This window comes from Streptomyces sp. NPDC041784 (assembly GCF_055591025.1).
Window position 1 is genome coordinate 539,301 of the sequence record NZ_JBVJAB010000002.1, and the last position, 26,405, is coordinate 565,705.

At 71.7% G+C, this 26,405-nt stretch carries 18 protein-coding genes, 1 other RNA gene and 1 pseudogene; 10 read left to right on the forward strand and 10 right to left on the reverse strand.

The features are described 5' to 3' along the window. Positions 1-73: 73 nt before the first annotated feature. Positions 74-3,253 (reverse strand): DNRLRE domain-containing protein, encoded by a 3,180-nt coding sequence (locus tag ACZ6D7_RS06125; RefSeq protein WP_469484150.1) that lies wholly within the window; start codon positions 3,251-3,253, stop codon positions 74-76. Positions 3,254-3,827: 574 nt separating this feature from the next. Here ACZ6D7_RS06125 and ACZ6D7_RS06130 point away from each other — a divergent pair. The 4 genes from ACZ6D7_RS06130 (at position 3,828) to ACZ6D7_RS06145 (ending at position 13,258) form a co-directional block, all read left to right on the forward strand. Beyond that, a complete protein-coding gene (locus ACZ6D7_RS06130) occupies positions 3,828-11,753 on the forward strand; it encodes a ricin-type beta-trefoil lectin domain protein (RefSeq protein WP_469484152.1) in 7,926 nt (2,641 codons plus the stop codon). After that, positions 11,750-12,100 (forward strand): hypothetical protein, encoded by a 351-nt coding sequence (locus ACZ6D7_RS06135; RefSeq protein WP_469484155.1) that lies wholly within the window; start codon positions 11,750-11,752, stop codon positions 12,098-12,100. Before ACZ6D7_RS06130 ends, ACZ6D7_RS06135 begins: the two co-directional genes overlap by 4 nt. Positions 12,101-12,253: 153 nt before the next feature. After that, positions 12,254-12,619 carry a hypothetical protein gene (locus ACZ6D7_RS06140; RefSeq protein WP_469484158.1) on the forward strand — a complete coding sequence of 122 codons (366 nt, stop codon included), beginning with the start codon at positions 12,254-12,256 and terminating at the stop codon, positions 12,617-12,619. A 420-nt stretch (positions 12,620-13,039) separates the two neighbouring features. Then, entirely contained in the window at positions 13,040-13,258 is a 219-nt protein-coding gene (locus ACZ6D7_RS06145; RefSeq protein WP_469484160.1) for a hypothetical protein, read from the forward strand. A 102-nt stretch (positions 13,259-13,360) separates the two neighbouring features. On the opposite strand, the gene rnpB is transcribed toward ACZ6D7_RS06145, so the two are convergent. From rnpB to ACZ6D7_RS06170, 5 genes and pseudogenes are all read right to left on the reverse strand, one after another. Next, positions 13,361-13,765, reverse strand: an RNA gene (gene rnpB / locus ACZ6D7_RS06150) — RNase P RNA component class A. Between the two features lie 127 nt (positions 13,766-13,892). After that, positions 13,893-14,675, reverse strand: a pseudogene (locus ACZ6D7_RS06155) (DMT family transporter); the annotation flags it as partial. A gap of 19 nt (positions 14,676-14,694) precedes the next feature. After that, positions 14,695-15,531, reverse strand: a complete 837-nt coding sequence (locus ACZ6D7_RS06160) for a helix-turn-helix domain-containing protein (RefSeq protein WP_469484163.1) — start codon at positions 15,529-15,531, stop codon at positions 14,695-14,697. 189 nt (positions 15,532-15,720) lie between these two features. After that, positions 15,721-16,128, reverse strand: coding sequence for a hypothetical protein (locus ACZ6D7_RS06165; RefSeq protein ID WP_469484166.1), 408 nt, complete (start codon positions 16,126-16,128; stop codon positions 15,721-15,723). 28 nt (positions 16,129-16,156) lie between these two features. Continuing rightward, the gene (locus ACZ6D7_RS06170; RefSeq protein ID WP_469484169.1) at positions 16,157-16,918 is read right to left on the reverse strand and encodes a TNT domain-containing protein; all 762 of its coding nucleotides are present in this window, start codon (positions 16,916-16,918) and stop codon (positions 16,157-16,159) included. A gap of 338 nt (positions 16,919-17,256) precedes the next feature. Here ACZ6D7_RS06170 and ACZ6D7_RS06175 point away from each other — a divergent pair, with 338 nt between their 5' ends. Next, entirely contained in the window at positions 17,257-18,009 is a 753-nt protein-coding gene (locus ACZ6D7_RS06175; RefSeq protein ID WP_469484172.1) for a MerR family transcriptional regulator, read from the forward strand. Beyond that, complete coding sequence (locus tag ACZ6D7_RS06180; protein ID WP_469484174.1) at positions 18,006-18,608, forward strand: hypothetical protein; 603 nt, start codon at positions 18,006-18,008, stop codon at positions 18,606-18,608. The genes ACZ6D7_RS06175 and ACZ6D7_RS06180 overlap by 4 nt, the downstream gene beginning before the upstream one ends. Here the strand turns inward: ACZ6D7_RS06180 and ACZ6D7_RS06185 are convergent. Then, positions 18,559-19,992: an RNB domain-containing ribonuclease gene (locus ACZ6D7_RS06185; protein WP_469484177.1), complete on the reverse strand. Its 1,434-nt coding sequence runs from the start codon at positions 19,990-19,992 to the stop codon at positions 18,559-18,561. The two genes, ACZ6D7_RS06180 and ACZ6D7_RS06185, sit on opposite strands and share 50 nt — an antisense overlap. 98 nt (positions 19,993-20,090) lie before the next feature. On the opposite strand from ACZ6D7_RS06185, the gene yaaA reads away from it, so the two are divergent. Further along, positions 20,091-20,873 (forward strand): peroxide stress protein YaaA, encoded by a 783-nt coding sequence (yaaA, locus tag ACZ6D7_RS06190; RefSeq protein WP_469484182.1) that lies wholly within the window; start codon positions 20,091-20,093, stop codon positions 20,871-20,873. A 125-nt stretch (positions 20,874-20,998) separates the two neighbouring features. After that, on the forward strand, positions 20,999-21,667 hold the full coding sequence (gene eda / locus ACZ6D7_RS06195; protein ID WP_469484185.1) for a bifunctional 4-hydroxy-2-oxoglutarate aldolase/2-dehydro-3-deoxy-phosphogluconate aldolase: 669 nt from the start codon (positions 20,999-21,001) through the stop codon (positions 21,665-21,667). Here the strand turns inward: eda and ACZ6D7_RS06200 are convergent. From ACZ6D7_RS06200 to ACZ6D7_RS06210, 3 genes are read right to left on the reverse strand one after another with little or no spacing between them, the layout of a single operon-like run. Continuing rightward, positions 21,639-22,991 (reverse strand): bifunctional RNase H/acid phosphatase, encoded by a 1,353-nt coding sequence (locus tag ACZ6D7_RS06200; RefSeq protein WP_469484187.1) that lies wholly within the window; start codon positions 22,989-22,991, stop codon positions 21,639-21,641. The two genes, eda and ACZ6D7_RS06200, sit on opposite strands and share 29 nt — an antisense overlap. 12 nt (positions 22,992-23,003) lie before the next feature. Further along, positions 23,004-23,747, reverse strand: coding sequence for a zinc ribbon domain-containing protein (locus ACZ6D7_RS06205; RefSeq protein ID WP_469484561.1), 744 nt, complete (start codon positions 23,745-23,747; stop codon positions 23,004-23,006). Further along, complete coding sequence (locus ACZ6D7_RS06210; RefSeq protein ID WP_469484190.1) at positions 23,744-24,616, reverse strand: Nif3-like dinuclear metal center hexameric protein; 873 nt, start codon at positions 24,614-24,616, stop codon at positions 23,744-23,746. The genes ACZ6D7_RS06205 and ACZ6D7_RS06210 overlap by 4 nt, the downstream gene beginning before the upstream one ends. A gap of 196 nt (positions 24,617-24,812) precedes the next feature. Between ACZ6D7_RS06210 and ACZ6D7_RS06215 the strand changes: the two genes are divergently transcribed. Together ACZ6D7_RS06215 and ACZ6D7_RS06220 are read left to right on the forward strand one after the other, a co-directional pair. Beyond that, the gene (locus tag ACZ6D7_RS06215) at positions 24,813-26,084 is read left to right on the forward strand and encodes a hypothetical protein (protein WP_469484192.1); all 1,272 of its coding nucleotides are present in this window, start codon (positions 24,813-24,815) and stop codon (positions 26,082-26,084) included. A 96-nt stretch (positions 26,085-26,180) separates the two neighbouring features. Then, positions 26,181-26,342 (forward strand): hypothetical protein, encoded by a 162-nt coding sequence (locus tag ACZ6D7_RS06220; RefSeq protein WP_469484195.1) that lies wholly within the window; start codon positions 26,181-26,183, stop codon positions 26,340-26,342. Positions 26,343-26,405: the final 63 nt, after the last annotated feature.

Sequence of the window (26,405 nt, forward strand, 5' to 3'; positions counted from 1 at the left end):
GCGGGAAACGGGTGAGCCCCCGGCGCCGTGCGGCGTCGGGGGCTCACCCGTTCAGGCCCGAAGGGCGATCAGGTCACCCGAAGGCCAGCTTGTCGTTCCAGCCGGACCCGATGACGGTCTTCACCGGGGGGTTGGTGTTGGTGGTGGACGGGTGGTAGACGGACATGTGGCCGTCGGACGCGAAGCGGGCCCAGATGTCCGGGATGCCGTCGTCGTTGATGTCCGGGATGCCGATCGCCGTGCTGACGTTGGCCTCGGTCCAGCTGGTGCCGAAGGGCTCGTCCCCGTTGACGGCGTTGGAGGCCAGCATCAGGGAGTTGAGGTCGACGCTGCCGGTCACCGCGCCGGGCTTGCCGCGGCGCAGGGACATGGTGCCGGTGTCCAGGTTGCGCCAGAGCAGGTCGGGCGTGCCGTCCTTGTTCATGTCGGCCAGGTTGACGATGTCACGGCGGGCCCAGGCGTCGGGGTTCATCATGGTCGCGGTCTGGATGCTGCCGCCGGTGTAGCCGGAGAGCACCCAGAAGCCCGTGGCGGTGCGCAGCACCAGGTCGGGCAGCTTGTCGCCGGTGATGTCGCCGAGTGCCTTCAGCTGGGTCCAGGTGGACGGCGCGGGTGCGTTTGCCGGCAGGCGGATCTTCATCCGCTGTCCGACGTCGAACGAGCCGTAGCCGTCACCCGGGTAGAGCCAGAAACCGCCGTCCGGGGTGCGGGCGAACAGGTCCGTGGTGCCGTCGCCCGGGTAGGTGTCCTGGTAGTGCGCGATCAGCGCGGCCTTGTTGCCGATCGTGGAGGCGGCGTCGTACCAGTGGCCCGGCGGGTTCAGGGTCGCCTTGCCGTCGGCGCCCCTGAGGTACGACGAGGTCAGCTGGCCGTACAGCTCGCCGCCCGGCTGGCCCGGATACGTCCGCAGGACACCGGTGGCGTCGATGACGAGCAGGTCGGGCGTGCCGTCGCCGCCCGTGTCACCCGGGGTGTCGGCGTTCTCCTTCGGCGGGACGTACGTCGTGTAGTCCGTTCGCGCGCTCGGGTTGCCGAGGCTGTCGTAGGCGTAGACCTGGAGGGTGTTGGGGCCGGCGTTCGGCGGCTGGAGGTCGGGGACGGTGGCGTTGCCACTGCTGTCGGCGTTGACCGGGACCGGGGCGACGCCGCCCCAGGCCCACGTGAACTTCTTCGCGCCCGGCGACGAGAAGGCGATCGGTCCGGTCTCGCCGAAGTTCACCTTCGCCCAGGTGGCGCCGTCCGGGGTGGACTTGAGCCACACGTCACTGGTGACGACCGGCGGCGGCGGGCCGGAGCCGTCGATGGTCACGGCGCACGGCGTGGTGCCGGGCGGGAAGTAGGTGGAGACCGCCGAGGTGGGGGTGTCGGAGTCCTCCGCGCGTACGTCCCAGTAGTAGGTGGCCCCGTCGACGAGGTCGGCCGCCTGGATCTCGTGCTTGGCCCAGCCGCTGCTCAGGTTGGTGCCCATGACACCGGTCGCCGGGGCGGTCGTGTCCTTCTTCCAGAAGCGGAAGCGCAGGCCCTTCAGGTTGCCGTCGGGGTCGTAGCCCTTCGCCTTCAGGGTCAGCAGGCTCTTGCCGACCGTGCGGCCCGGGGAGCCGACGACGCAGTCGCCGCCGGGGACGGTCTCACCGTCGGTGGGCTCGTTCGGCTTGCGGTTGTAGACGGCCTCGACGGTCGCGGAGGTCGCCCTGAACTTGCGCCAGGTCTGGGTGTCCGACTCGCTGGTGGCCCGCATGCCGAGGGTGAGGGTCGAGTGGCCGTTGGTCGTGGCGTACTGGGCGGCGTCCTTGACGTTGAAGGCCTCGTACTCGTCGGGGCAGGAGCTCGACGACCAGCCGTGGGCGAAGGACTTGCGCTGGAGCTCGTCCGACCAGCTCGGCTGGGCGTTCCACGTCGTGCCGGACGAGATCGGGCCGGTGCGCCAGATCTGGAACTCGCGGGTCGTGCAGGACCAGGAGTGGTTGTTGAGCACCTTGAAGGTCGCGGACTTGATCTCCGCGCCCTTGATGGCGCTGGACCAGTCCATGCGCCAGAACGAGCGGGCGGTGCCGCCGGTGTCGCTCTCGTGGCCGACGCGGGCGTCGGAGGTGCCGGAGGAGAAGTTGGTGCCGTTGAAGAAGCTCGTGCTCGGGTACGGCTTGTAGGCCACGGTCCAGGCGTCCCAGCCGGGGTTCAGCGGCGGGTCGACGAACAGCGGGTAGGTGACGCCCTCGCGGTCGGCCAGACCGGTGGCGGCGAAGCCGAGTTCCAGCCGGGTGGTGCCGGTGCTCGCGCCGTCCAGGCCGATCGGCAGGGGCGCGGACTCGGCGCCGGGCTCGATGCCGGTGAGGCCCGACAGCTTCAGCACCTCGGCCGGGGTGCCCACGGCCGTACGGTGCGGGGCGCCCTCGGGCAGTTCGGGGTCACGGCCGCTGGAGTCCCACGCGAACGGCGTGGGGATCGAGCCGACCTCCTTGCCGTTGTCGTCCAGGACCTGGACCCGGCTGGCCTTGGTGTCCTTCCGGAAGACGGCGGTGTCCGAGCGCAGCCCGTACGTGACGGTGGCCAGCGCCTTCTGGCGTGCCGCCTCAGGGGTCTTGACGATCAGGACCTGTGCCATGCCGCCTTCCTCGCGGGCCACCAGCAGCAGATCGACGCCCGGCAGGACCTCGGAGTAGAGCGCCCGGGGACCGTCGAGCACCGGCTCGGGCAGCGGGCCCGGCCAGGTGTAGGCGACGGTGTGACCGCCGAGGTCGACCTCGGCGAGCACGGTCTCGCCCGGGGCCTCGGCGCGGGTGAAGGAGCGGTCGGCGCGGGCCTTGCGGGCGTTGCCGCTCGCGAAGCGCACCGGAACGGCCGGATTCGCGGGTGCGATGCCAAGGCCCTGGGGAGCCCGGGCCGTTCGCTCGAGGGTGTTGTCGATCGGGGCCCACTCGCCGTCGGCGTTCTTCGCCCGGGTCGGCGCGGCCGTGATCCGGGTCTTCAGCCGGCCGCTGGGCAGTGCCCAGGTCAGCGTGGTGGCCGTGGTGGCCGTGTCGACGAGCACCTGCTTGCCGGTGCGCAGGGCCTGGGCCATGGCGGCGGCCTCGTCGCGCGGGCCCGTGGAGGCTGGGGTGGCGTCGGTGGCGCCGGCCCTGGCCGGGGCGGAGCCGCCGGGGTGCCACCACGGCAGCAGGGCGGCGGTCAGGGCGGCCAGCACGAGGCCGAGGGTCAGGGACAGCCGTGTGCGCGTGCGCACGAAGGGGCTGAGATATCGGGGCGGCGCGGTCACGGCGGTCTACTCCCGTGGGAACCAAGCGGATTGAGGACAGCACAGACAGCCCCGTTCGGCAGGCCGCGGGGCAGAAGGCGGGCACACGATCACACATGCGCAGGATCACGTCTATCTGTGAGGAAGTTGTGAATCCGTTACGCAAATGCCGATCCGACATGACGGTGCGTCAACTTGGTCCGGTTCAGGGCTTTTCCGGTGTCATATGAGTCGTGATCAGATGATTCCCCCGATCAGCCTGATGGGTCGTCAACAGAATGGTCTGATCCGTTTCGCCCCGTGACGCAGATCATTCTTCAGGCTGTTTCCGGCCATCGGCCGATCTTGAATTCTGCGGCGGACATGACAGAGAGTGCGCACGCACGCGCCTGAGCCAGACGTGTGCCCTTTGGTGTTTGCGCACCTCGTCCGTTGAATGATGAATGATCCGCCAGGGTGGGAGTCGCCGCGTATGCGTGCTTCAGGTCCGCTGTCATGGCTGGGGCGGAGACGCCCAGCCTTGACGGAGTCACAACGAAGGCGCCGGCGGCTATGCCGCACGGCGACCATTCTTCTGCTGTCCTCGACACTGACCGTGACCAGCCTGGGCGGGCAGGCGCTGGCCATCCCCGACCCCGGTATGAGCCGCGAGGAGTCGATCGCCAAGGTCGACCTCCCGGACCTGCCGGAGGCCACCGAGGTCGAGGGCGACGAGGCCGCCGACAAGACCCTGACCCTGGCTCCGGAGAACCCGGTCGCCCCGTACACCCCCACGGCGACCGCGGCGTGGACCTCCGGCACCGGTAACGCCACCCTCTCCGCGACCAGCGAGCCCGGCACCACCGTGCCGGTCACCAACAACCTGCCCGTCGCCATCGGCGTCCCCGAGGGCGGCGACGCCACCGCCCTCGCCGGCGACTGGACCGTGGGCGTGGCCCCGCAGACGACCTCGCAGGACGCGGGCGTCTCCGGCATCGTCATGAAGCTCACCCCGCCGGCCACGGTCGACCCGGCCGCCGAGGTGGCCATCAGCATCGACACCACGGGCTTCGCCGACCTCTACGGACCGCAGGCCGCCGACCGCTTCGGTCTGATGCTGCTGCCCGAGTGCGTCTACTCCTCCCCGACCACGGGCGACTGCGCCGACGGCGGCGGTGTGACCACGATGTCCGTCCCCGCCGGGGACAAGGACGTCAAGAACGGCAAGAAGAATTTCCAGCGGCTGCGCAGCACGGTGGAGACCGTGCCGGCCAAGGACGCGCCGACCAGGACCAAGACGGCCAAGAACGCCAAGACCCGCAAGATCCTCGGCGGCACCATCCCGGTCTCCAGCCTCGTCGGCGAGGGCTTCGTCCCCTCCGAGGCGACGAAGGCCTCCTACCGGGACGGCGTCCAGCCCGCGGTCGCCGCGAACGGCGGCGCCGCCATCGGCGGTCTCGACACCGGCTCGTCGGTGTCCGGTGACTTCACGGCCTCGCCGCTGCTGTCCTCCGGCTCCTGGTCGTCGGGCTCGTCCTCGGGCGCCTTCACCTACTCGTACCAGGTCCAGGTCCCGGAGACCGCCGGCGGCCTGATGCCGAAGGTCGGCCTGGCGTACTCCTCGCAGTCCGTCGACGGCCGCACGTCCTCGACGAACAACCAGGCCTCCTGGATCGGCGACGGCTGGGACTACAACGCGGGCTCCGTCACCCGTACGTACGCCAACTGCCGTCAGGACTCCAAGAAGGCGGGATCGAACAACTCCACGCACCGCACCGCGGACCTGTGCTGGGGCTCGGAGAACGCCACCCTCTCCCTCGGCGGCATGACCACCGAGCTGGTGTGGGACAAGACCAAGAGCAAGTGGTTCACGGCCAACGGCGACGGCTCCACCGTCCAGCTGATCAAGGGCGAGGCCACCGGCAACGGCGCCAAGGACGGTGAGTACTGGGTCGTCACCACCAAGGACGGCATCAAGTACCACTTCGGCAAGAACAAGCTCCCGGGCTGGTCCGACCACGGCACCGCCGCCGACGACCCGACCACCAAGTCCGTCCTGACCGTCCCGGTGTACGGCAACCACGACGGCGAGGACTGCTACAAGGGCCCCACGACCACCGACTGGACCAACTCCTGGTGCACCCAGGGCTGGCGCTGGGGCCTCGACTACGTCGAGGACGTCCACGGCAACGCGATGTCGCTGTGGTGGGACAAGGACCAGAACTACTACGCCCGGAACTTCAACTTCAAGGACCCGGTCGTCTACGACCGCGACGGCTGGCTCAGCCACATCTACTACGGCCAGCGCAGCGACAGCATCTTCACGGCGACCGCACCGGCCCGGGTCGGCTTCACCGTGGCGGAGCGCTGCTACACCGTCGAGGACGTCACCTGCTCCGAGACCAACTTCACGTCCAAGGACCCGCGCAACTACCGGCCCTGGTTCGACACTCCGGCCGACCTGCGCTGTGAGGACGACAAGAAGTGCTGGAACGCCGGTCCCAGCTTCTGGACCCGCAAGCGCCTCGACAAGATCACGACCTCGGCCCAGCGGCGCACCGACACCGCCGCCCGCCAGGTCGTCGACGAGTACCAGCTGAAGCAGAGCTTCGCCAAGCTGAAGACCGGCCCGAACACGGCCCTGTGGCTGGAGTCCGTCCAGCGCACCGGCTACGCCCGCAACGGCTCCACCGACGCGAGCGTGAAGCTCAACACCGTGCGGTTCGAGCCCAACACCGAGGACATGCCGAACCGCGTCAAGGCGGTCCACGCGGAGCGCCCCGGCTTCTCCCGGCTGCGCATCGGACGCGTCGTCAACGAGTACGGCGGCGAGACCGTCGTCAACTACAAGCCGATCGAGGGCGCCTGCCTCACCGGCGACCTGCCCGTGCTCGACCAGCGGGAGGGCGAGGACCGGGCGACGGCCATGGCCCGGCTGCAGGCCCAGCTCAAGGTCAACGACCGGCTCTGCTACCCCTCGTTCTGGAACCCCGACCCCGAGGTCGAGGACATCGACTGGTTCCACAAGTACGTCGTGGACACCATCGAGGAACTGCCGAACATCGACGGCGCCTACACCGTCAAGACGGCGTACAAGTACAAGAACCCGGCGTGGAAGCTCGCCGAGGCCGAGTTCACCAAGAAGTCCCAGCGCACCTACTCGCAGTTCGCGGGCGTCGAGCAGACCACCGTCCTGACCGGCCCGGACGACGAGAGCAGCGCCGCCAAGCGCTCCAAGTCCGTCACCCGCTACTTCCGGGGCCTCGGCGACACCGTGTCCGTCAAGGACATCACCGGCGCGGAGATCGCCAAGGACGAGGAGCCGTTCGCCGGCCGGATCGCCGAGGAGCTGACCTACACCGACTCCACCAAGGCCGACACCGACTGGCTGAGCCGCAGCGTCACCAAGCCGGAGGCCACCGAACTCGGCAAGCGCGACCGTGACGACGGCCTGAGCCCGCTGCGGGCCTGGCGGGTCACGGAGCCGGAGGAGATCGCGTACACCAAGTCGTCCGGTACGAACACGGACGACACGCGTCCGGTGCGGTCGGTGAAGACGACGACGACGTACGACCCGACGTACGGTCTGCCGACGCTGGTGGAGTCCCTGGGCGACGCCGCCGCCACCAAGACCGGTGACGAGTCCTGCACCAAGCTGGAGTACCTGCACCACCAGGGCAAGAACCTCATCGGTCTGTCCAAGCAGGTCCTGACCTCTCCGACGACCTGCGCGAACGCCGACTGGTCCGACCTGAGCACGCTCACCGGCGCCAGCCGCACCGCGTACGACGGCGCGTCCTACGACACCCCGCTCGCCGGCACCACCCGAGGCCTGGCCACCGAGTCGTGGTCGCTCAACGGCACGGGTACCGGCTTCCAGACCAACGGAACGACGGGCTTCGACGAGATCGGCCGAGTCGTCCGGCAGACCGACCCCGACGAGCTGGCCAAGCCGACCCCGAAGGCCTCGACGGTCACCTACGCCTCCGTGGGACCGGCCACCGGTCAGGTCTTCAAGGTCACCTACACCAACCCCCTCGGCCACAGCCAGATCATGGAGTTGGAGCCGGGCCGCTCGGTCACCGTCCGGACGACCGACGCCAACAACCACGTCAGCGACGCCGTGTACGACCCGCTGGGCCGGCTCTCCGAGGCCTGGGCCCCGGGCCGCACCCCGTCGGCGTCGTCGGTGCCGGACTTCCGCGCGGTCTACACGATCCCGCCGGAGGAGACCGACCCGGCCGACCCGAACATCAAGATCCGCAAGCCTCCGTACGTCACCACCTACGCGCGGGGCTACGAGAACCGGATCGAGACCTCCGTCACCCTCTACGACGGCCTCGGCCGCGAGCGGCAGACGCAGGAGGAGGCCGACAACGACTCCGGCTGGCTCGTCACGGACACGCTGTACAACAACGCCGGCGACGTCTACCAGACCAACAACGCCTACCTGAGCCAGGAGGTCAAGCCGGGCGAGCTCTTCACCCCGGTCTCCGACACGGCCGTCCCCAACATCACCCGCTACACCTACGACGGTCTCGGCCGCGTGGTCCAGGAAACCCCGTACCTGAAGTACGTGGACCCGACCACCCAGGAGAGCAGCTCGAAGGCGTACCCGGAGCGGGGCGTCCGCTACGAGTACGGCGAGGACTGGTCGAAGGTCATCCAGCCGCAGGGCGACTCGTCCTACCGTGTCTTCACCGACGCGACGGGCCGGACCGTCCGCGCCGACACCTTCAACCCCGCGGCACCCGGCGGCTTCACGTCGACGCGCTACGAGTACAACGCGAAGGGCCTGGTGTCGAAGGCGATCGCCTCGGCCGACCCGACGCACCCGTGGTCCTGGACGTACGACCACAACGGCCGGATGGAGACGGCGACCGACCCCGACGCGGGCACGAGCCGTACGGAGTACGACGCCCGCGGTCGTGTCCTCACGAGCACCAACTCCCGTGGCATCAAGGTCTGGAACGCCTACGACGAGCTGTCGCGGCCCAAGCAGCAGCGCCTGAACGACGCCAACGGCACCGTGCTGGCCGACTTCACGTACGACACCGCCCCGGGCGGCAAGGGCATGCCCGCCACCGCCAAGCGGTACACGGACTTCCTGGCGTACACCCAGACGGTCGACGGCTACACGAAGGACTACCAGCCGACCTCGACCACGCTGTCCCTGCCGCAGACCATCGTCGACACGTGGGGGCTGAAGAAGGACTACACCTACAGCTACTCCTACTCGGACACGGGTGCGCTGGAGGAGAGCACGCTCCCGGCGATCGGCACGTTCGACGCCGAGAAGCTGGTCGTCCGCTACAACAAGGACGGCAAGCCGCTCTCCGTCTCCGGCAAGGACTGGTACGGCTCCGAGACGCTCTACGACCCGTACGGCCAGGTCCTGCGCTCCACCCTGGGCGCCCAGCCCTACCGGGTGTGGACGCAGAACTCGTACGACGAGTCCAGCGGTGAGCTGAAGGACCAGCAGGTCTACCGCGAGAAGTCGGGGGCCACCGCGGACAACTCCGTCGTCGGCGGCAACCTGGTCTCCAACCGGGCGTACACCTACGACCCGGCGGGCAACGTCACCTCGATCGAGGAGAAGTCCGTCGGGATCGAGGAGCGGCAGTGCTTCGTCTACGACCCGATGGGTCAGCTGAAGTCCGCCTGGACCTCCAAGGTCCCGACGCAGGGGTGCACCACTCCGAAGAACGCCGACGGCACGCCCAACGTCGCCGCCGGCAAGGACGACTCCGGCTACTGGCAGGAGTACGAGTACGACCTCCTCGGCAACCGCACCAAGCTGACCGAGAAGGACCTCACCGGCAACACCGCCAAGGACGCCACGACCGACTACGCCTACGGCAAGGCCGACGGCAGCCAGCCGCACACGCTGACCAAGGTGTCGAAGACCTACACGACCCCCGCGGGTGCGCAGGTCAAGGCCGAGGCCACGCGTCTGTACGAGCTGACCGGCGAGACCAAGTCGATCACCTCGATCCAGAACGGTGACAAGCAGGAGCTGACCTGGACCTACGACGGCAAGGTCGACCGCATCAGCGGTCAGGGCAACGGCGGCAAGACCCCGTACGTGGGCCTGGCCGACAAGTGTCTCGACCTGAAGTCCGGTGCGGCGGCCGCCGGCCAGCCGATGCAGCTCTACGCCTGCAACACCTCGGTGGCGCAGAACCTCAAGTTCACGCCGACCCCGGCTCCCGTCGGAGGGACGCAGAACGATCCCAACCGGGGCACCCTGTCGCTCTACGACACCTGGTGCCTCCAGCCCACCGCGAACGCGCCCGGGTCGGCGGTCCAGATCCAGAAGTGCGGCACCACCCCCGTGCAGGTGACCGCCCAGGAGCTGAGGCGGAACGCGACCGGGCAGCTCATCCACATGGACTCGGGCCTGTGCCTGACGGTCCAGGGTGCGAACTCGGCCAACGCCACGCCGATCGTCCTGGCGACCTGTGACGGTACGTCGGCCGCGCAGCTCTGGCAGCCGCAGAACGAGACCCGTCACATCTACGGCCCCGACGGGGAGCGTCTGCTGACCGTCAAGGGCAAGCAGGCCACGCTGTACCTCGGCGAGGCCGAGGTCACCGTCCAGCAGGGCGGTGTCCTGGTCAACACCCAGCGCACGTACGCCGCTCCCGGCGGCGCGGTCATGCGCTACGCCTACGGAAACGGTTCCGAGACCCTGGTCGCCCAGACCACGGACCACCAGGGCAGCGCGTACACGGAGGTCGCCCTCTACGGCGGCATGTCGGTGCGCATCCGCAAGCAGGACCCCTTCGGCAACGAGCGCGGCACCGCCGGTGCCAACCTGCAGAACCACAAGGGATTCCTGGGCAAGACGCGGGACGACGCCTCCGGCTTCCAGCCGCTCGGCGCGCGTCTGTACGACCCGGTGGTCGGACGCTTCCTGTCCGTCGACCCGGTGCTCGACCTGAACGACCCGCTGCAGGCCAACGGGTACGCCTACGCGCAGAACAACCCGGTCACGTACTCCGACCCGACCGGTCTGGCGATCACCCTGACCGCCTCGGAGAAGGCCGCGGCCCTCGCCGGCGCAGGTCTGTCCGCGGCGCAGGTCGCGCAGGCACAGTCCACCATGGGCAAGTCCCTGACCTCGGTGATCCTGGCCGTGGCCTGGGAGACGCTGAAGGACTTCATCGGCATCAACGACGCCATGGCCTGCTTCGGCGGTGACATGTGGTCGTGCGGCAGCATCATCCTGGACGCCATTCCATGGACGAAGCTGGGCAAGATCCCGTCGGTCCTGAAGGCGATCAACCGCACCATCGACGCCATCTCGGCCTTCAAGGCCGCCAAGAGAGCCGCGGAGGCGGTCCTGAAGGCGGCCAAGGCCGCCGAGGCGGCCGCGCTACGGGCCAAGAAGGCGGCCATCGAGAAGGCCAAGAAGGAGGCCGCGCAACGGGCCAAGAAGAAAGCCGCGGAAGCGGCCAAGAGAAAGGCCGACGCGGCGGCCGCCGCGAAACGCAAGACGGGTAACCCGACACAGAAGCAGGCCCAGGCCAAGGCCGCGCCCAAGTCCTCTTCCCACCCCTCGTCCGGCAAGGGCGGCGGAGGCAAGAGCAGCGCGGGCAAGAGCTCCGGAAACGGCGGTGGCGGCGGCAAGTCCGGCGGCTCCGCCCGCAGCAACGGCGGCACCAGCGGTAGCGGCGGCTCGGGCAAGGCCGAGGGCAGCGGCGGCAGCGGCACCTGCAACAGCTTCGTGCCCGGCACGAAGGTGCTGATGGCCGACGGCTCCACCAAGCCCATCGAGAAGGTGAAGACCGGCGACAAGGTCGTCGCGACCGACCCGAAGACCGGGGGGACCCGCGTCGAGACGGTCACCGCGGAGATCAAGGGCCAGGGCGTCAAGCACCTGGTCAAGGTCACGATCGACACCGACGGCAAGCTCGGCTCGAAGACGGCCCAGGTCACCGCGACCGCCGGCCACCCCTTCTGGGTCCCCGAGCTCGGCGCGTGGACCGACGCCACCGCTCTGAAGCCCGGCCAGTGGCTCCAGACCAGCGCCGGCACCCGCGTCCAGATCACCGCGATCCAGCGCTGGACCGCCCAGGCGGCGACCGTCCACAACCTCACCGTCGGCAATACGCACACCTACTTCGCGTTCGCCGAAGCCGTACCGCTCCTGGTTCACAACGACGGTGAGTCCTGCCCGACCGCCGGCCTCGCCACGCTGCACTACCACGGCCAGGGCAACCACTTCAGCATCGAGGTGACCGACGGCGAGGAGCTGGCCCACACCCACCTCATGCCGCACGGCGGCGAAGCCGTCGTCGGTCCCTACTCGGGAGACCCCGGAATCAGGACTCACACGTTCGAGATTCCGGATGCCCGGGGCGCGCTGGACTTCCAGCGGGACAACCAAGGTGGCTGGGGTACCTACACGGAGTTGAGCAACAACTGTCTCAACTACTGCATGCAGGTCCTGCGCGCGGGCGGACTGGACGTACCCGAAGGCCGGGCGGCCATCCCGTGGGCGACCAGACTCCTGGGTGGCGGTGGCAGGAGAAGATGACCGCGCTCCTGTACGACCAAGAGAGGCAGAACATGGCTGCGAGAAACTCCGAGGCACTCGACGTGCTGCTGAGGATCGCCGGTGACGGCAGAGTCACGTGGCAGGCCGTGAAGATCGCCGGAAGAGGCATCTCCGCGGACGCCGCCGCGACGCTGTGGATGCTCGCCGACGGCAAGGCGTCGACCCCCGGGCTCGAGCTGGCCGACATGCTCATCCGCCAAGGGGAGCTGGTGGACGAACTCGTGGAGCTCTGGGAGCTCTTCGAGCGCGGAGAGACGACCTCCGCGGGCTTCGAGGCACGCCTCGAAGAGATCGTCGCGGCACTCGAGCGGTGGCCTGCCTCCTAGCCGCGTACACCTGAAGGATCGATAGACCGCTCTGAGCGAGGGCCCTGTCGGAGAGACTCTCCGACAGGGCCCTCGCGCGTACGCACTCGCCGGCCGGGCGAAGTCGGGGCCCTGCGCCCAGGCCCCCACTTTCTCCCCTCGAGGAAGGCGATGATGACGGACACCGACGAGTGGTCCTTCACGGTGGACGAGGACGGCATGGTCTTCGTCGTCGCACCCTCCGGTGTGCCGGAGAACGTGCGGCTCGCCGTCGAGACCGTGCTGATTCCCTTCGGCGACTCTCCCGACTCCGTGGAGAGCTATCTGCGCGAGTGGCGGAGGATGGCGGAGGAGTTCGGCGACGACCATTCCCTGGCGACCACGAGCGCGCAGGTCAGACGCGTGGGGCGGGACGAGATCGAACTCGGGGACAGGTACGGGCAGTTCGAGGACTGTCGGATGAGTGCCCACGAGTTCGAGAGGATGCTCGGACAGGTGATCGACTTCCTGAAGTCGATCCAGAGGTCGAAGCAAGAGTGATCGCGGGAGTTCCCGGAGGGTTGTGCCCCTCCGGGAACTCCCGCTGCTCGTGGCCGCGCGAACCGTCCGACGGCTGAAAGGAGCGTCCTGGTGAGACGGTCGGCAGAGGCCGTCCGATTCCTGAACGAGGAAGTACGTGCCCCTCGTGGGCTTCCCGAGGTCGGCTCGAGTTCATCCGCATCGCGGAGAACCAGGACGCCCCCTACGCGATCGTTCTGCGTCGCGACGGGAGGGTCGGAGTGTCCTGGAGCGGCGAATATCTGGACATGCTCGCCGACTTCGCGGAGTTCGTGGAGTTCGTGGAGTTCGTGGAGACGGTGACGCTCTGGTCGACGCTGCGGGAATTGGACGGCCATGACGAGTGCCGGACTCCGGTTCTCCGATGCCGTGGAGGTCATCTCCCGAGGGCGGCCTCACCCGGTGACAGGTGGGAGCGTCACCCGATGGGTTCGCTTCGACGACGCGGTCGTGGTGGCGGAGCCGTATCTGACCGACTCCCCCGGCCGCCCGCCACGGATTCATGTCGTCGTGGCGGACCCCGAGCTGCCGGCCCGGTCCGGATTCGTCGCATCCGATCCGTACGCCAAGGTCTCGACGGTCGGCCGGGGGTTCCCCGAACTCCCGGCCCGCTGGGTCTGAGACCTGCCCCTGAACGCATGACCCGACGGGCCGGTCCCGGAGGGTGAAACCTACGACAAAGGCCCCTGACCTGCGATTTCGCTGGCCAAGGGCCCTGAGGGGCAGACGAGTCGGGCTGTACGCCGGGTTCTGTCGCCCGGTCGCCTCGCGGCGGCCGGGGAGACGGCCATCCATCTAGGACCGGTGTTGCCACCGGCCTCGTGCGGTCTACCCGCGGACTCGGGCGGGCAGCCCTCGAACGTCCGCGCAGAGCGCTTTTCACGGCGCTCCTTTTGACCTTGCTCCGGGTGGGGTTTACCTAGCTGCCCAGGTCACCCTGGGCACTGGTGGTCTCTTACACCACCGTTTCACCCTTACCGAGGACCGAGGTCCCCGGCGGTCTGCTTTCTGTGGCACTGTCCCGCGGGTCACCCCGGGTGGCCGTTAGCCACCACCCTGCCCTGTGGAGCCCGGACGTTCCTCGGGAAGCCCCCTAGGGGGACTCCACGCGGCCGTCCGCCCGGCTCGTCTGCCGTGTCGACCATGGTACCGGGCGCGCGCCCTTCTTCCGTCCGGCGGCCGGGCCCGACGCCGTCGCCAGGACCGAGCCCGCCAGGATCAGCGCGAAGGCCGCCAGGATGCCCGCCGTGAGGGGTTCGTCTAGGAACAGGGCGCCCGCGGCCACGGCGACCGCCGGGTTGACGTAGGTGATGACCGTGGAGCGGGTGGGGCCGATCTCCTTGATCAGTTCGAGGAAGGCGACGAAGGCCACCGCCGTGCAGATGACGCCCAGGGCCGCGAGGGCCGCCAGTACGGAGGGGGCGGGCAGCTCCGACGGCCGGGTGACCGCCGCCGCGGGGGCGTAGACCAGGGCCGCCAGGGTCAGGCAGGGCACGATGAGCTGGAGGGTGGGGACGTCCTTGAGGCGACGGGCCGCTATCAGGGGGGCCGTGGCGTAGCCGACGACCGTCACGAGCACCTCCGCCAGCGACCGCGCGTCCCCTCCCGTGAGGTGCGGCAGGGTCAGGACCGCCACGCCGGCCAGGCCCAGGGCCAGGCCCGCGATCCGGCGGACGCCGAGGGCCTCCGCGTCGCCGACGAAACGGGCCGCCAGGACGCCGACGATCGGGACGCCCGCGATCAGCAGGCCCGCCGTGGAGCTGGACAGATGGCGTTCGGCGTCGGTCAGGGTGAACCAGGGGCCGATGATCTCGATGCACGCGAAGGCCAGCATGGGCGCCCAGTGCGCCCGGACGGTCCGCACCAGGCCGCCCTGGCGGATCGCGAAGGGGAGCAGGAGCAGGGCGCCCAGCGCACAGCGCGTGAACACCACCGTGGAGGTGGAGAGGTCCGCGTCCACCGCCACCTTGATCAGCAGATAGGGGATGCCCCAGACCACTCCCATCAGGGAGAACAGGAACCAGCCGCGTGCAGTCATACGGCGAGTGTCGGCCCGGTCAGTACCGGGTGTCTTGAACGCTGTTGCGGTACGCCGCCGGGGTCACGCCCAGCACGCGGCGGAACCAGCGGGTCAGGTGCGCCTGGTCCGCGAAGCCCACCAGGGGCGCCACCTCCGCCGGGCGCAGTCCGGCCTCCAGCAGGCCCCGGGCCCGGGTCACCCGGTGCTGGGCGAGCCAGGCGTACGGGGGGATCCCCATCGTCGTACGGAAGGCGCGGAGCAGCTGGTAGCGGGAGAGGCCCAGGTCGGCGGCGAGGTCGGCGAGGGTGGGGGGTGCGAGGAGTTCGTCGGCGAGGCGGTCGCGGACCGCGAGGGCGATGCGGCCGGCGCCGGGCACCACGTCGTCGGCGGGGCGGGCGGTGGAGTGGCGGCGGGCCAGGGCGGTGAGCAGCCAGGGCAGCCGGGACTCGGCCTCCAGCGGGTCGGGGCAGGTGCTGAGGTCGGTGTGGGCGGCGCGCAGGGCGGCGGCGAGTTCGGGGTCGTCGATCAGCGGCTCGCGGAAGTGCGGCGGGCCGCCGAGGGTGCCCTCGGTGAGCAGGGCGGGGCCGGCGTACAGGGCGCGGTAGGCGTAGCCGTCGGTGTCGGTGGCGGGCCCGCCGGTGTGCATCTCGCCGGGGGCGAGGACAACGATGGCGCCGGGGCCGTTGCGGATGTGGCCGCCCCGGTAGTCGATGATCTCGGAGCCGCTGACGCAGACGCCGACGGTGTACTCGTCGTGGGCGTGCGGGGCGTAGACGTGCTTGTCGAAGCGGGCGGTCAGCAGGTCGAGGGGCGGACCACAGCGGCCCAGCCGGGCTCTCGTCCACAACGCCTGTTCACGGCCCGCGCCGCTCATCCCGCACCCCCTGCTGTGTTCCTCAGGGTGGAACGCCGACGGGATCGATTCCATGCCCCGGTCCGCAGGTCGTGCAGCGATTCGTCGTGCAGCGATGCGAAGAGGTCGCGCCGACCGGACGAGCGGACCGGCATGCCCCAGCCCTGGAAGGGCCGCAGTCATGAGCGGGCTGCGGCCCTCGTCGTGCGGTCAGCGGCCCGGATCGTCTCGGGCATGCTGTCCGGCATCGTCCTGAGGTGGCTGTCGGGCGGCTTCCAGCGCCCGCGCCAGCTGCTCGCGGGCACGGCGCTGGATGCCCTCGCTGTCGTGCAGCAGCTCCTCGGTCTCCTCGGGTGTGAGCGGCGAGGGCGGTGGGCCCCCGTCGGTCAGCTCGGCGTAGAGGCTGCGGCAGGCCTGGTCCTCGTCAGGGAATCGCTCCAGCACCGTGCGCATGCCCCGCTGCTGAACGCCCACCACCCACTCACCCGCCTGTTCCTCCAGGTAGAGGCGGTCCTCCGGCCTGGGGCCGCCGGGGGAGCCTGGGCAGTCGGCGATCTCGTACAGCCCCGCCGGGACCCTGGCCGCGCTCAGCGCCTCGCACAGCTGGTGACGGTCCATGTCCCGATCCTGCCCTGTCCCTCAGTACTCAGTTCACCCGCTCCAGATTGCCGCTGCGCACCAGAGTGTTCACTGTCGCGCCGGGCACATCCGCGGCGGGGGGCTGCACGTTCGGGCAGTACGGTGTCTGGTACGCGACCGAGGTCACGTACTGCACGCCCTGGCCGGGCTGCTCGAATGCCGGTGCGGCAGGCCCGGCACACACGACGGTGTCCTTCTTCACCCGGTACAGGTGGTAGTTGTACGGGTACCGCGCGTCCTCGGTGTTGAGACCGGACGGCGGAATCGAGCGTTCCCCGTACTTGGCGCCGGCCGGCGAGAGGAACTTGCCGAACTCATTGCCGAAGCGGTCCAGCAGCTGGCCGGGGTGGAGGGTGACCTCGGCCGCGAGGACATTCCCACTGTTGTCATGGGCGAAGCCGTTGTCCGGAACCAGGCTGTACTTCCAGTCGCCCTGGCCGAAGTCCCCCGTCGGGTTCCACCACTTGTTGAGGAACTCCACCGGGGTGAGGGGGCCGAGCCGGTTGTAGCCGCTCAGGATGCCGCCCAGGACCCCGGTGCGCGGCAGCCTGGCCGGGCCGAACCGCCAGTCGTTGCACACGAAATCCGTGTGCGCGTAGGGGTAGGGCGACGGCACCAGCCCCAGGCAGCGCGTCTTCTCGCCGTCCGCCCCGGGCCGGCGGTTCTGTTGCCCCTGCTTGCCCCCGTCGGCTGCCCGGCCGGACGTCGGCGGCGGGGCGGCGATCGCCGGTGTCAGGGAGCGATCGGCGGTGGACGTCCGCGTGTCCACGGCAGCGGACGAGGGAGCGCTGAGCAGAAGGGAACCGGCAAGGCCGGCCGTCGCGGCCACGCTCGCACGCCATCGACGGATTGCCACTGATGCCTCCGAAAGATCGAGTCCACGGGGCGTCAGGAGCGCCCTGATCCATCACAGAAGCCCCGCCGGGGCGCAGCAACGCGGGCGGGCCGAACGGGCTCACCCGCCACTCGTTCGCCAGAGACGGCGGCGGCCCCGGGCCCTGGCGATCGCCCCCGGGCCTGCCCCGGGCCCGCCCCCGGCTCAGGTCCACGTCCGCGTCGCCGGAGCACGCTTGACCCTGCCGCGACGTCAGAGTTTCTACTGGAGACATGCGGATCGGAGAACTCGCCGAGGCCGTCGGCGTCACCACGCGGACCGTCCGGCACTACCACCACCTGGGGCTGCTGCCCGAGCCCGAGCGGCGCGCCAACGGCTACCGCGACTACTCGCTGCGGCACGCCGTCACCCTCGCCAGGATCCGGCGGCTGACCGAGCTGGGGCTGGGCCTGGCGGAGGTGCGGGACGTGCTCGCACACGACGCCGGCAAGGACCTCGCCGAGGTGCTGACCGAGCTGGACGAGGACCTGGCCCGGCAGGAGGCGGCGATCCGGGAGCGCCGCACCCGGCTGCGGACGCTGCTGGAGGCGGAGGAGCTGCCCGCCGAGGGCCCGGTCCCACCCGAACTCACCGCCCTGTTCGCGCGGACGTCGGCCGAGCTGTCCGACTCCCCCATGGCCGCCCGGGACCGCGAGGTGCTGGCGCTGCTCGAGACCGCCGCGACGCCCGCGGAGCGGGAACGGATGCTGACGGCGGTGGGCGCGGTCATGGCCTCGCCGGAGGCGGTGGCCCGCGCCAACGAGGCGTACGAACTGCTCGACGCGCTCGCCGACGCCGACCCGGACGACCCCCGGGTGGAGACGGCCGCCCGCCGGCTCGCCGAGTGCACCCCGCGCGAACTGCTCCCGGACACGAAGGCCGTCGATCACGACAACAGCTTCCTCCTGGCCCTGTACGCCGACTTCGAGCCGGCCCAGGCGGCGGCGATCCGCCGGACGCTGCGCATCCTCACGGACGAGACGTGAGAACGGTCGCGGTGCTCGCCCGGCACGAGCTGCGGCTGCTGGCGAGCCTGGCCCGGTGGGCGGCCCGGCGGCCGCACGGGGTCGGGGACGGGCGCGCGTTCGGGTACGCGCGGGGGCAGGGCGCGGTGCTGGGCGGATTCCTGTTCGTGTGCGCCATCGAGACGTTCACCATGTCCGTGCTGCTGCGCCACTGGCCCACCACGCACCGGGTGGTGCTGGTCATGGACCTCTACACCCTGCTGTTCGTGCTCGGCATGTACGCGGCGTGGACGGTCCGTCCGCATGTGCTGTACGACGACGTCCTGCGCGTCCGCCGGGCCGCCCATGTCGATCTGCGGGTCCCGCTGGAACGGATCGCGGCCGTCCGCCGGGAGACGCGCACCACGCACGGGCGCGCCGACGGCGAGCTGAACCTCCCGGTCGGCTCGCGGACCACGGTCACGCTCGAACTCAGCGGACCGCTCCCCCACGTCACGTTCTTCGGCCGCCGCCGGGAGATCACCCTGATCCGGCTGCACGCCGACGACGCCCGCGCGCTGGCCGACGCGGTCACGCGGGCACGAAGCGGACCGCCGGCGCTGCCGGATCGGCCACGGTGAGGCGGACCCGCAGCCGTGCGCCGAGGGGGAGGCGGTCGCCGTCGATCCGGCCGACGACCGCCGGGGACTCCAGCTGGACGGTGCCGACGGTCGGCCGGCGTTCGTCGACGTCGACCACGCAGCCGTCGAACTCCTCGCCCACCCGGTCCCCGAGCAGCGCGGCCTCCACGGTGCCGACGCAGGCCCGCTCGACGGCGTCCGCGCGCCGCCCGCCCTCGGCCATCTCCGCCGGCAGGGCGTCCAGCGCGCCGAGCACCCAGTCGGGCGGGGTCTCCCCGGCGACGGCGGCGAGACACAGCTCGGTGGTGTAGCGGTCGACGAGCCGGCGCAGCGGGGCCGTGCCGTGGGTGTAGGGCGCGGCGACGGCGGAGTGGGTGGTGATCCCGGGGAGCCTCCCGTCCCGGAAGACGGTGTAGCCGGCGCCGCGCAGCAGCGCGGTGCACTCCTGGAGGAAGGCCGCGTGCCGGGGCTCGTGCGGGTCGAGGGAGCGGATGAGCTTCGCGTACGAGACATGGTGCGGCCAGTCGACGCGCAGCGCGTGCGCGGTGTGCCGCAGCCGGCCGACGGCGCCGTCGGGGGCGGCGGGCAGGGTGCGCAGGACGCCCGTGCCGGAGGCCAGCATCAGGTCGGCGGCGGCCATCCCGGTGAGCAGGGACAGCTGGGCGTTCCAGCCCTCGGCGGGCAGCGGGGCGCGGTAGGCCAGTGCGTAGGTGTGGTCGTGCTCGACGACCTCCTGCTCGGGCACGTTCAGCGAGATCCCGCCGCGTTCCTCCTCCAGCAGCTCCCGCAGCCGCCCGACGGTGGCCAGCAGCCGGAGGGGCTCCTCGGCCGTCCCGTCGTCGATCCGCCGCTGTACGCCGGTGTGGTCGAGCTTGGCGCGGCTGCGGACGAGGGCGCGGTGGACGTCGACGGCGACGGTACGGCCGTCCGCGTCCAGGTCGAGGGTCCACAGCGCGGCGGGCCGGTCCTTGCCGGGCAGCAGACTGGCGGCGCCCTCGCTCAGCACGGCCGGATGCAGCGGAACCGTGCCGTCCGGGAAGGAGAGGGTGGCCACCCGGCGGTGCGCCTCGGCGTCCACCGGACCGCCGGGGACAACGAAGGCGGCGATGTCGGCGACGGCGTACCGGAGGCGGTAGCCGGTGCCCCGGCGGGCCAGGTGCAGTGCCCGGTCGAGGTCGGTGGCGGTGGGAGGCTCGACGGTGACGAAGGGGATGTCGGTCGCGTCGTGCCCCGGCAGCGCCGGGGCCTTCGCCGCGCGCTCCGCCTCGGCCAGCACTCCGAGCGGGAAGGCGACCGGCACACCGAGTCCGCTGCGCAGCGCGGCGAGGGCGGCCCGCAGGGGCGCTTCGGGGGCACCGGTCACGCGGAGGGGGCGACGGGGCATAGGGCGAGCGTAGGGCGCGGGCGGGGAGGCGGCACGCCGTACGCTGTCGCAGTGGCCCTGGCCGGCCGTCCCGGAGCGTTGTCCGAAGGAGATTCCGCGTGCTCGTCCTGCTGCCCCCGTCCGAAGGCAAGGCCGCCTCCGGCCGCGGTGCCCCGCTGAAGCCCGAGGCCCTGTCGCTGCCGGGACTGACCGACGCCCGTGAGGCGGTGCTCGGCGAGCTGGTCGAGCTGTGCGCGGGCGACGAGGAGAAGGCGCGCGAGGTGCTCGGACTGAGCGAGGGGCTGCGCGGCGAGGTCGGCAAGAACGCCGGACTGCGCACCGCGGGCGCGCGCCCGGCCGGCGAGATCTACACGGGTGTCCTGTACGACGCCCTGGGCCTGGCCTCCCTGGACGCGGCGGCGAAGAAGCGCGCCGCCCGCGCCCTGCTGGTGTTCTCGGGGCTGTGGGGCGCCGTCCGGGTGACGGACCGCATCCCGTCGTACCGCTGTTCGATGGGGGTGAAGCTGCCCGGGCTGGGGGCGCTGGGCGCGCACTGGCGCACGCCGATGGCGGCCGTGCTGCCCGAGGCGGCCGGGGACGGGCTGGTCCTGGACCTGCGGTCGGCGGCGTACGCGGCCGCGTGGAAGCCGAAGGGCGAGGTGGCCGGGCGGACGGCGACCGTACGCGTGCTGCACGCGCCGACCCGGAAGGTCGTCAGCCACTTCAACAAGGCGACGAAGGGGCGGATCGTCCGGAGTCTGCTGACGGCGGGCATCGCGCCGAAGGGCCCGGCGGAGCTGGTGGAGGCACTGCGGGACCTCGGGTACGTGGTGGAGGTACAGGCGCCGGCTCGGGCGGGGTCGGCGTGGGCGCTGGATGTGCTGGTGGACGAGGTGCACTGACGCACCCCGCACCCTGACGTACCGCGCACACCGGCGCACCCCTCACGCGGACGCACCGCACGCGCGGGTTGCAGCATGTGCAACGGTCTTTGCGCGGGTTGCACACCGGGGGCAGGATGACGCGCATGGCCTCTCCCCTGCCCTCCGCCGCGGCTGCCTCCGTCCTGGATCTCGCGCCCGTGCTGCCCGTGGTGGCCGTCCGGGACGTGGCGGACGCCGTACCGCTGGCGCGGGCGCTGGTGGCGGGCGGGCTGCCCGCGATCGAGGTGACGCTGCGGACGGCGGCCGCGCTCGACGCCGTACGGGAGGTCGCGGACGCGGTGCCGGAGGCGGTGGTCGGAGCCGGGACGGTGATCGCGCCGGAGCAGGTGACGGCGTGCGTGGCGGCGGGCGCGCGGTTCCTGGTCAGCCCCGGCTGGACGGACGGCCTGCTGACGGCGATGCGGGCGTCGGGGGTGCCGTTCCTGCCCGGGGTGTCGACCGCCACGGAGGTCGTCGCGCTGCTGGAGCGCGGGGTGCGGGAGATGAAGTTCTTCCCGGCCCAGGCGGCGGGCGGCACGGCCTATCTGCGCTCCCTCGCCGGACCCTTGCCGCAGGCCCGCTTCTGCCCGACCGGCGGGGTCGGACCGGACAACGCGGCGGAGTATCTGGGACTGACCAACGTCGGCTGTGTGGGCGGCAGTTGGATGGTCCCGGCGGAGGCGGTGGCGGCGCGGGACTGGGCCCGGATCGAGGACCTGGCGCGCGCCGCCTCCGCGCTGGGGCTCAGGGCCGCAGATGGGACGTGTCGTTGAACAGGCGGACGCTGGCGTTGCCGTCGGCGTAGTACGCCACCGCCGACAGCGAGGCCGCCGACAGCTCCATCCGGAACAGCGACGCGGGCGGGGCGCCCAGGGCGAGCCGTACGAAGGTCTTGATCGGGGTCACATGGGTGACGAGCAGGACCGTGCGGCCCGCGTACGCAGCGACCAGCTTGTCGCGGGTGGCGGCGATCCGGGTCGCGGTGGCCGCGAAGCTCTCACCGCCGCCGGTGGGTTCGGCCTCCGGGTCGGCGAGCCAGCGGTTCAGGTCGTCCGGCCAGCGCTCACGGACCTCGCCGAACGTCAGCCCCTCCCAGGCGCCGAAGTCGGTCTCGATCAGCCCGTCCTCGACGGTGACCTCCAGCCCGAGCCGGGCGGCGACGGCCCCGGCGGTCTCGCGGGTCCGGGCGAGCGGGGAGGCGAGGATGTGCTGGACGGTCCCGCGCCGGGCGAGCGCCGCGGCGACCCGCTCGGCCTGCTCCCGGCCGACGTCGGAGAGGGAGGGATCGGTGCCGCCACTGCCGGAGAACCGCTTCTGCGGGGTGAGGGGCGTCTCGCCGTGCCGGAGCAGCACGAAGGTGGCGGGGGCGCCGAGGTCGGGGGCGGCGGCCCAGCCGACGGAAGGCTGGGCGGCCGGGGGCGCGGACGCCGTGGTCGACGGGGCGGCGAGGGTGCGGGCGGCACGGAGGTCGGGGTCGGCCTGAGCCCCTGCCTCCGCCTCGGTGGTCGTGGGGGCCGTGGTGCCCTCCGTGTCCCGGGCCCGGGCCAGCGCCTCGCGGGCCTTCGCCGCGCCCGCGGTCGCGTCGCCGGGCGGGCCGGACGGCTCGGGAAGGGACCGGGACACGGCCGACGCGACGGACGCGGACGTGTCCAGGGCGGCCCGTGACGTCTCCGGGTCCCACTGCTCGCCCCGCTTGCCGGCGTCCATGGCCTCGTTGGCCAGGCGGTCGGCGTGCTTGTTGCGCTCGCGCGGGATCCACTCGTAGCTGACCTGGCCGGCCGGGAGGATCCGGGCGGCCTCCGCGGCGAGCGGCTTCATGTCGGGGTGCTTGATCTTCCAGCGGCCCGACATCTGCTCGACGACCAGCTTGGAGTCCATGCGGACGCGCACGCCGGCCGACGGGTCGAGGTCACGGGCGGCGCGCAGACCGGCCACCAGCCCCCGGTACTCGGCCACGTTGTTGGTGGCCACGCCGATGTACTCGGCGCGTTCGGCGAGGGTCTCCCCCGTCGCCGCGTCGATCACCACGCTGCCGTAGCCCGCGGGCCCCGGGTTGCCCCGTGACCCGCCGTCGGCCTCGACGATGAACTCCCGCACGCCGCAGACCCCTTACAGACCGGATTCCGACGTACGCACCAGGATCCGACGGCAGTTCTCGCACCGGACGACCGTGTTGGGCGCGGCCTTGCGGATCTCGCTCAGCTCGGTGATGGCCAGCTCCTGGCGGCAGCCCTGGCAGGTGCGGGCGTACAGCTTGGCCGCGCCGATGCCGCCCTGCTGGGCGCGCAGCTTGTCGTAGAGCCCCAGCAGGTCGGCGGGGACGGCCGCGGAGACGACCTCGCGCTCCTTGGTGACCGTGGCGGCCTCGCCGTCGATCTCCTCGAAGGCGGTGTCCCGGCGCGCGGTCGCGTCGTCGATCTTCCCCTGGACGGCGCCGACGCGCTCGGTCAGCTCGGCGACCCGCTCCTGCGCGGACTCGCGGCGCTCCATGACCTCCAGGACGACGTCCTCGAGGTCGCCCTGGCGCTTGGCGAGGGAGACGATCTCCTTCTGGAGGTTCTCCAGGTCCTTGGGGGAGGTGACGGCGCCGGAGTCGAGGCGCTGCTGGTCGCGGACGGCGCGCTGGCGCACCTGGTCCACGTCCTGCTCGGCCTTGGTCTGCTCGCGGGCGGTGTCGCTCTCCTCGGTCTGCGCGGCGACGAGGAGGTCGCGCAGTTGCGTCAGATCCTTGGTCAGCGACTCGATCTCGGCGTGCTCGGGCAGCGACCTGCGCTTGTGCGCGAGCTGCTGGAGCCGGACGTCGAGGGCCTGGACATCGAGGAGTCGGATCTGGTCGGCAGGCTCGGCGTTCAGTTGGGGGCTCCCGGAGCGTTAGTGGTGGTGACGGACGCCGCGTGGGCGGTCCAGGGGTCGGTGACCGTGCGCGAGACATGGACCCGCAGGCCCCATCCGTTGCGGTCGGAGATCTCGTCGAGCTGGCTGGCGGCCAGCTCGCACCAGGGCCATTCGGTGGCCCAGTGCGCCGCGTCGAGCAGCGCGAGAGGACGATGGGCGTGATCGCGGTCCGCGAGGAACTCCGACGCCGGGTGGTGGCGCAGGTCCGCGGTGAGGAAGGCGTCGACGCCGGCCGCGCGGACGCGGTCGAAGAGGCTGTCGCCGGAGCCGCCGCTGACGGCGACGGTCCGTACGACCGCCTCCGGGTCGCCGGCCACCCGGATGCCCTGCGCGGTGGCGGGCAGCCGCTCGGCGGCGCGGGCGGCGAGCTCGCGGACGGTGAGCGGGTGGTCCAGCTCGCAGATCCGTCCGAGGCCGCGGCGGCCGTCGGGGTCGCTCGGGTCGGGCACCAGGGGCCGTACGACGCGCAGGTCGAGGGCGCCGGCGAGGGCGTCGCTCACGCCCGGGTCGGCGGTGTCGGCGTTGGTGTGGGCGACGTGGAGCGCGATGTCGTGCTTGATCAGGGTGTGCACCACGCGGCCCTTGAAGGTGGAGGCCGCGACGGTCGTGGTCCCGCGCAGATACAGGGGGTGGTGGGTCACCAGCAGGTCGGCGCCGAGCTTCACGGCCTCGTCGACGATCTCCCGCACGGGGTCGACGGCGAACAGCACCCGGCTGACGTCCTGGTCGGGCTCACCCACGACGGTTCCGACCGCGTCCCAGGCCTCGGCCCGCTCGGGGGGCCACAGGTTCTCGAGCGCGGCGATGACTTCAGACAGACGGGGCACGGGGAAAGGCTACCTGGCCGCTGTGGGGGCCGTACCGATGCGGTCGGGCCGGGGAGCGGCGGACGGGCCGAGGCACAGTCGCCGCGCCGACCTCAGGCGAATCGCTTCTGCACCACTCCTTCGAGGGAAGCCCCCGCCACGTGGTCCGCCGCCCAGGCGTACGAAAACTAGCTTCGTCGCCGGAGGTGACCGAACCATGACGGCCTGTGCGATCGAACCCACCGCGGCGGACGGAGCGGACGGGACGGAAGAGGCGCCGGAGGCGGACGGGACGGGGGAACCGGACGGCGGCGACCCGGACAGCGGCAGGGGGGACGGTGGCGGAGCCGGCGGCCGCGGGACGGACGGCGGCGGGAGGGACGGCGGTGGGACGGGGCACGCCCCCTACCCCCCCTGCGTGATCACCGCGGACGGCGGCTACGCCGCGCGCCTCGCCCATGACGCCCGCTCCGACGCCTGGTTCCCGGAGCGCTGGACCCTCGGCCCCGAGCCGTACGCCGTACCGCTGCCCGCCCACCAGCCGGAGGAGCCCGGTACGGAGGTGCAGCCGATGGCCGACGGGCGGGTCCTGGTCCGGCGGTTCACGCAGGGGCGGCACGCCTTCTCCCTGCTGTACCCGACCGGCCCCGACACCGGCGAGCTGCCGCTGGGCGCCGTGGAGTGCCCGGACGAGGGCACCCGGCTGCGCCTGCTGCCGCCCGCCCCCTGCGGACAGCGGGCGTACGCCCTGGCCGTCGGCCGGTACTCCACCGCCGTGTGGCTCGTGGCGGGCGGCACCTTCGGCCCCGAGCACCTCGCCGAGATCCCGGGCCGCTGCTCGGGCGGCGTCTGGCTGGACCACACCGGCCGGATGCTCGCGCTGGACCGCGAGATCGGCGGCCGCACCAAGGCGCTGGTGGTGGATCTGGAGCGCGGCGGAGAGATGTCCCCGCTGCTCCAGATCACCGCCGGCAGCGACGACCGGCTGCTCCTCGCCGACCTGGACAGCGGGCTGCTGCTCATCGCCTCGGACGCCCCCTCGCCCGGCGCGCCCCGGCTGGGCTGGGGCGTCCTCGGCAGCACCCTGCCCGTCCGTTTCCCGGAGTCGCTGCGGCTGCCCGGCTGCACGCTCACACCGTTCGCGATCCAGCCCGGCCAGATCCTGCAACCGGAGGCCTGCGCGGTGGCGCTGCGCATCGACGGCCCCATCGGCAGCTGGGTCGGCAGCTGGCGCCCGGCGGAGCGGCAACTGCACCACCTCGCCGCGCCGGAGGGCTGGCTGGCGGGCGCCGGCCTGTGGACGCCGGACGGCGTGCTGCGCCTGCCGTGCGCCACGCCGGCGGAGCCCTGCGGGATGGCGCGGCTGAGCCCGCCGATCGTCCTCCCGCCGCCCGCGGACGAGGCGCCGGCCGCACCCCCGGGCCCCCCGGCCGCGGCCCGTCCCGTACCCCTGCAACAGGCGCCGCTGGACCGACTTGTAACGAAGTAGCTGCGGTTGGCGTGGCCGCCTGGATTCGCCCCGTGGGGCGCCGGATAAAATCGCCCGGCGGTAAGAAAGATCATGTTGACGGGGTGAACTCAACCGATGAGCGACGCAAGCATCACGCAGCCGCTGTCCGCCGACTCCCAGGAGACGGCAGGGCACGGCCGACACCGGGGCCCGGTCTCGTCGTCCCACGACGGCGAGTCGGCTCCTCGCGGACGGCACCGCAAGCCGGCCGAGGACAAGGCCGAAGCGGCTGCCTGACAGTACGCCGAAGGGGCTCCGCCCGTCCACAGGACGGGCGGAGCCCCTTCGCACATCCGGGCC